The following is a 4847-nucleotide window of genomic DNA, read 5'->3' on the forward strand; positions in this document are numbered from 1 at the left end:
AATGATTATATCTTACTTCCCTAACGAAGCCTTTAGACCTTATAGCTTCGTGAGTGCTGACCTAAATATAATTGGCTTAATCGTAAATGCAATTATATTTGTGCTAATGATAGTATTGACTTACTCAATTTATTCAAACAAAGAACTTAAATATTAATTAAAAAAATCCTACTCTTCATCGGGTAGGATTTTTTAATGCAATTATTCTTATAATTATACATTTAAGCAAATTTTTTTACTTGTTTTAAATTTTCCAAAATTTCTAATTTTTCTGATTCTAAATTATTTGATTCTTCGATTTTTTCATTGTAAATTCTATTTAATTCTTCTTCTGTAACTTCACTTGGAAGTATGTCAAGTACAACTTTTCCCTTATTTAACATTATAATTCTGTCAGAATATTCTATTGCGTTTTTCAAGTTATGAGTAATCATAAGTGTCATGATTTTTTCTTTTTTAATAAGGTCATTTGTCTTGTTCATTATTATCTTAGATGTCTTTGGATCAAGAGCCGCTGTGTGTTCATCAAGTAAAAGTATCTTTGGTTTTTTTACTGTTGCCATTAAGAGTGAAAGTGATTGTCTTTGACCACCTGATAGGAATTTTACTTGCGTCTTTAATTTGTTTTCAAGACCAAGGTCAATGCTCTTTAATTTTTCAATTATTTTTTCATTATTGTTTTTGTCAATTAATTTTCTGAAAGTAAATTTATGTCCCTTTTTAAATGCCATGGACATATTTTCTAAAATATTTAAGCTTTGGCAAACTCCCTTTGATGGATCTTGATTTACCTTTCCAATGTCAATTGCTCTCTTGTCTTCAGATAATTTTGCAATGTCAACATCGTCTAATAAAATTTCTCCTGAATCTGGGTTTAGTGATCCACTAATCATATTAAATAGTGTGGACTTGCCACATCCATTTGGTCCCAAGATTGCAACGCATTTATTATCTTCGATTTCAAGGGAAAAGTTATCAAATACTTGATTTTCTTCATCCATTCCCTTGTAAAAAGTTTTTGATATGTTTTTAATTTTTAGCATTTTCTTCCCTCTTTCCCTTTAATACAGATAGTCCCTTTGATGAAACATTGTTATAAACTATAAAGAACACTACTATTATTGCAGTTATTCCCTTTAAATCACTTGGAGCAAGTCCAATGTATAGTGCAATTCCATATATAATTCTATAAATTATGGCACCAATTATCGCCCTTGTCGTTCTATTTAAAAAGTTTGCATTCTTTAAAAAGGCATCGCCAATAATTACTGATGCAAGTGCTGATACTATTATGGATTGACCCATTGTAATGTCTGCGTAACCATTTGACTGTGCCATAAGTGCTCCTGCTAATGCTGCAAGTGCATTTGAAATAATAAGCCCTATTGCAATGTACTTGTCGGGATTTTTGCCAAGGGCTTTTACTAAAGTTTCATTGTCCCCTGTTGCTAAAAGCAAATATCCCTTTTCTGTTTTTAAAAACCAATCTAAAACAATTTTAATAATTAATGTAATAATTATTAAAATTAAAATCTTTGGAACAGATTCAAAAAGTTGAAAAACAGTTTTGAAATCAAAGAAAGTAACATTTGGTGTGCCAGTAATTCTTAAATTAACTGAATATAAAAATGTCATCGTAAGAATACCGGCAAGTATTGCTTGAATTTTAAATTTTCTAAATAATATATAAGTTATATATCCCCCAATACCTCCTGCAATTAGTGAAACTACCATTGCAAGTATTGGATTTATCCCTAAAGTTAACATCTTAGCAAAAGAAAAAGCTCCTAGCGGAAAGGTTCCTTCAACTGACATATCTGGGAAATCTAAAATTTTAAATGTTATTACTACTCCTATTGTCAATATGGAAAATATAAGTCCCATGACAATGGATTCCATTATTACTGAATTCAACTTTCTTCCTCCTAATTTTAAATCTATTCTACTACCTTTGCGTCTTTCATCAATTTTTCATCTTTGCTAAGTCCTATAGCTTCAGCAGTTTTTTTGTTTACAACTTTTCTAGTATCTGTTGAAAATACTACTGGAACTTCACTTACTTTTTTACCACCAAGTATTTCACTTGCCATGCCCGCTGCTTTCTTGCCAAGGTCTAAATAGTCGACGCCTGAACTTATTAAAATTCCATTTTCAACTGGTCCTTCTTCTGATGCAAAGGAAGGAATTTTTGCTTCCTTTAAGCTTTCTGCAATAATAGTTGATGCTGATGAAACTGTGTTATCTGTAATAGCCATGAAGATGTCTATTTTTGGCTCAATTGTCTTTATTGCAGTTGAAACGTCGTTAATATTATTTACTCCAACTTCAACTACATTTAGTCCAAAACCTTCTGCAGATTTCTTTAATTCTTCAACTTGGAATTTTGAATTTGCTTCGTTAGTAGAAAACATTACTCCAATATTTTTTATATTTGGGAAGATGCTAATCATTTCTTCAAGTTGTGCTGAAATTGAAAAATAATCGCTTACTCCTGTTACATTTCCCTCTGGTGCTTCAAGATTTTTTAGCAAATCTGCACTTTCTGGATCAGTTACTGCGTTAAAAATAATTGGAATTTCCTTTTCGCCATTTTTTGCACCTTGTGCCGCTGGCGTCGCTATTGCATAAATCAAATCAACATTTTTATCTTGAAAAGATTTTATAATTGATGGAACAACTGTAAGATCTCCATTTGCATTTTTAGAAATAATTTCCACATCTGGATTTGTCTTTTCAAGTTCATCAACAAACCCCTTTCTTGCTCTTTCAAGGGCAATGTGGTCGGCAAGTTGAATTATGCCAACTTTTTTTGCACCTTCTGTACTTCCTGTCGTAGTTTCTTCTGCTGGCTTTTTATTTTTTGCACCTGAGCAAGAAACTAAAAATAATGACAATAAAACTAAAACAAATACTCTTCTAAATTTCATAAAAACCTCCATAAAATAAAAAAAATCTTTCATCCACATTGGGACGAAAGATTGACTTCGCGGTACCACCCGATTTTATAATCTAAAAAGATTACCTCATTTTAAGGTCTAACAACCTCTAGCCTCAGTTAACGGTGGCTTCCGTACTTGCCTACTAATTTCAACAAATAAGCTTAAGAGTGTATATTAAACTTTTGTGTATTGCCTCGCACCATACGGCAACTCTCTTAAATCATCAAAAATTCTTTTTTCTCTTTCAACGCTTTTTTCAAATTAAGATGATTATAATCTAGTAGCACAACAAAGTCAAGCCTTTTTTTATTTTTTTCTGCTATGAAAATTATTTTATAATTTCTGCATCCTTTAAATTTTCGTTGTTAAGGTCAAGTCCAAGTGCCTTAGCAGTTTTTTCATTTACTTTCTTCTTTGAAGTCTTGTTGTCTTCTGCGTGAACATTTTTAATATCTTCGCCCTTTAAAATTCTTATTGCGAGATCCGCTGCTTGTCTTCCATGCTCATAGTAGTCCACACCTTCACTCATTAAAAGACCCTTTGAAACTTGTCCTTCTTCAGCAGAAATTGATGGAACCTTATCCTTTAATAAGTTTTCAGCAACTATTGGTCCAGCTGAAGCAACAGTATTATCAGTTAGCGCATAGTAAGCATCTATCTTTCCAGTTAAAGTTGAAAGAGCTTGACCAATGTCGTTAATATTATTTATTCCAACACTTTCAAGTTTAAGTCCAAGGTCATGGCAAGCACTTTCTAAAGCTTCAACTTGTACCTTTGAATTTGCTTCGTTAGTAGAAAAAATTGTACCAATAGTTTTTATATTTGGATAAATCTTTAGGAAAGATTCAATTTGATTCTTTGCAGAAACTGCATCATTTACTCCCGTGATATTTGTAATTTTATCTGGCGCTTCAATTAAACCGGCTTCCACTGGGTCTGTAACTGCAGAATAAATAATATTTTTATTTGGAAGAGCTGTCTTTGCTCCCTGTGCAGCTGGTGTTGAAATCGCATAAACTAATTTGTATTCGTCTTTTTCAAATTTTTTTGGCGCAGTAGTAGTTAAAGCTTGGTCGCCTTGCAAATTTTCAACTTCAACTTCTGCATCAATTCCCTCTTCTTTTAGCCTATCTTCAAAACCCTTAAGTGCATTGTCAAGAGATACGTGTTCAATATATTGGATAGCTCCAATTTTTATTTTTCCATCATTTTTTTCTGCCTTTTTATCTGTACTGCAAGCAACAAGAGATGCAGCAAGGGCACCTACCATAACAATTTTTACCATTTTCTTTAAATTTTTCATTTTTTCCTCCAAAAGAATTATTTAAAATAATAAAAAAATCCCTCGCCCAACATAGGGCGAAGGATTCGCGGTACCACCTAAATTCGAAATAAAAATATTTCCTCTTTAAAGATCTAACAATCTCTAGTCTATGATAACGGTGACTGCCGTGGAGATCTACTAATTTTCAATCTTCATGCTTAAGAGTGAATATATGATACTAACTTATCTGTGGGCTCTCACCATCCCCACTCTCTTTGAGACTCACTAAATATCTTTTTCTCTTTCATGGCATTTATTATTTTATGAATGACATTATATTCTAGTAAAATATTTTTGTCAAGCACTGTTTTTAAATTTTTTTAATTTAAAAGTTTAGAGCTGTAAATAATATATCTCATCTTCCCTCGTCTATTATTTTTGTAAAAATATTTGAAATAGTGATTATTTGAATTATTATTTTATATTTTCTGCAATTAATCCTTCTTTTTAATTTTATAAATAATTAGACTAATTACAATATAAACAACAATGACCAAGAGATGAGTTTTTATTGCATTGGGATTAAGCCTTCCTGTCTTGTAATAAAAAAATCCATTAAATAGCACCATAAAAAATATTAAAAT

The 4847-nt window shown here is 31.3% G+C and carries 4 protein-coding genes and 2 other annotated features; all 4 genes read right to left on the bottom strand.

Annotated features, from left to right (window positions below):
- Nucleotides 1-221: 221 nt before the first annotated feature.
- The 4 genes from MR285_RS03135 to MR285_RS03150 all read right to left on the bottom strand — a co-directional run bounded on the left by MR285_RS03135 (nt 222) and on the right by MR285_RS03150 (nt 4242).
- The gene (locus tag MR285_RS03135; RefSeq protein WP_293557936.1) at nt 222-1043 is read right to left on the bottom strand and encodes an ATP-binding cassette domain-containing protein; all 822 of its coding nucleotides are present in this window, start codon (nt 1041-1043) and stop codon (nt 222-224) included.
- Nucleotides 1030-1914, bottom strand: coding sequence for an ABC transporter permease (locus tag MR285_RS03140; protein WP_293557938.1), 885 nt, complete (start codon nt 1912-1914; stop codon nt 1030-1032). The genes MR285_RS03135 and MR285_RS03140 overlap by 14 nt, the downstream gene beginning before the upstream one ends.
- A 23-nt stretch (nt 1915-1937) precedes the next feature.
- Nucleotides 1938-2927 carry an ABC transporter substrate-binding protein gene (locus tag MR285_RS03145; RefSeq protein ID WP_293557940.1) on the bottom strand — a complete coding sequence of 330 codons (990 nt, stop codon included), beginning with the start codon at nt 2925-2927 and terminating at the stop codon, nt 1938-1940.
- Nucleotides 2928-2963: 36 nt separating this feature from the next.
- Nucleotides 2964-3196: a binding site (T-box leader), on the bottom strand.
- Nucleotides 3197-3267: 71 nt separating this feature from the next.
- On the bottom strand, nt 3268-4242 hold the full coding sequence (locus MR285_RS03150; RefSeq protein WP_293557942.1) for an ABC transporter substrate-binding protein: 975 nt from the start codon (nt 4240-4242) through the stop codon (nt 3268-3270).
- Between the two features lie 49 nt (nt 4243-4291).
- Nucleotides 4292-4520, bottom strand: a binding site (T-box leader).
- Nucleotides 4521-4847: the final 327 nt, after the last annotated feature.

This window comes from Peptoniphilus sp. (assembly GCF_022767005.1).
GTDB lineage: Bacteria > Bacillota > Clostridia > Tissierellales > Peptoniphilaceae > Peptoniphilus_A.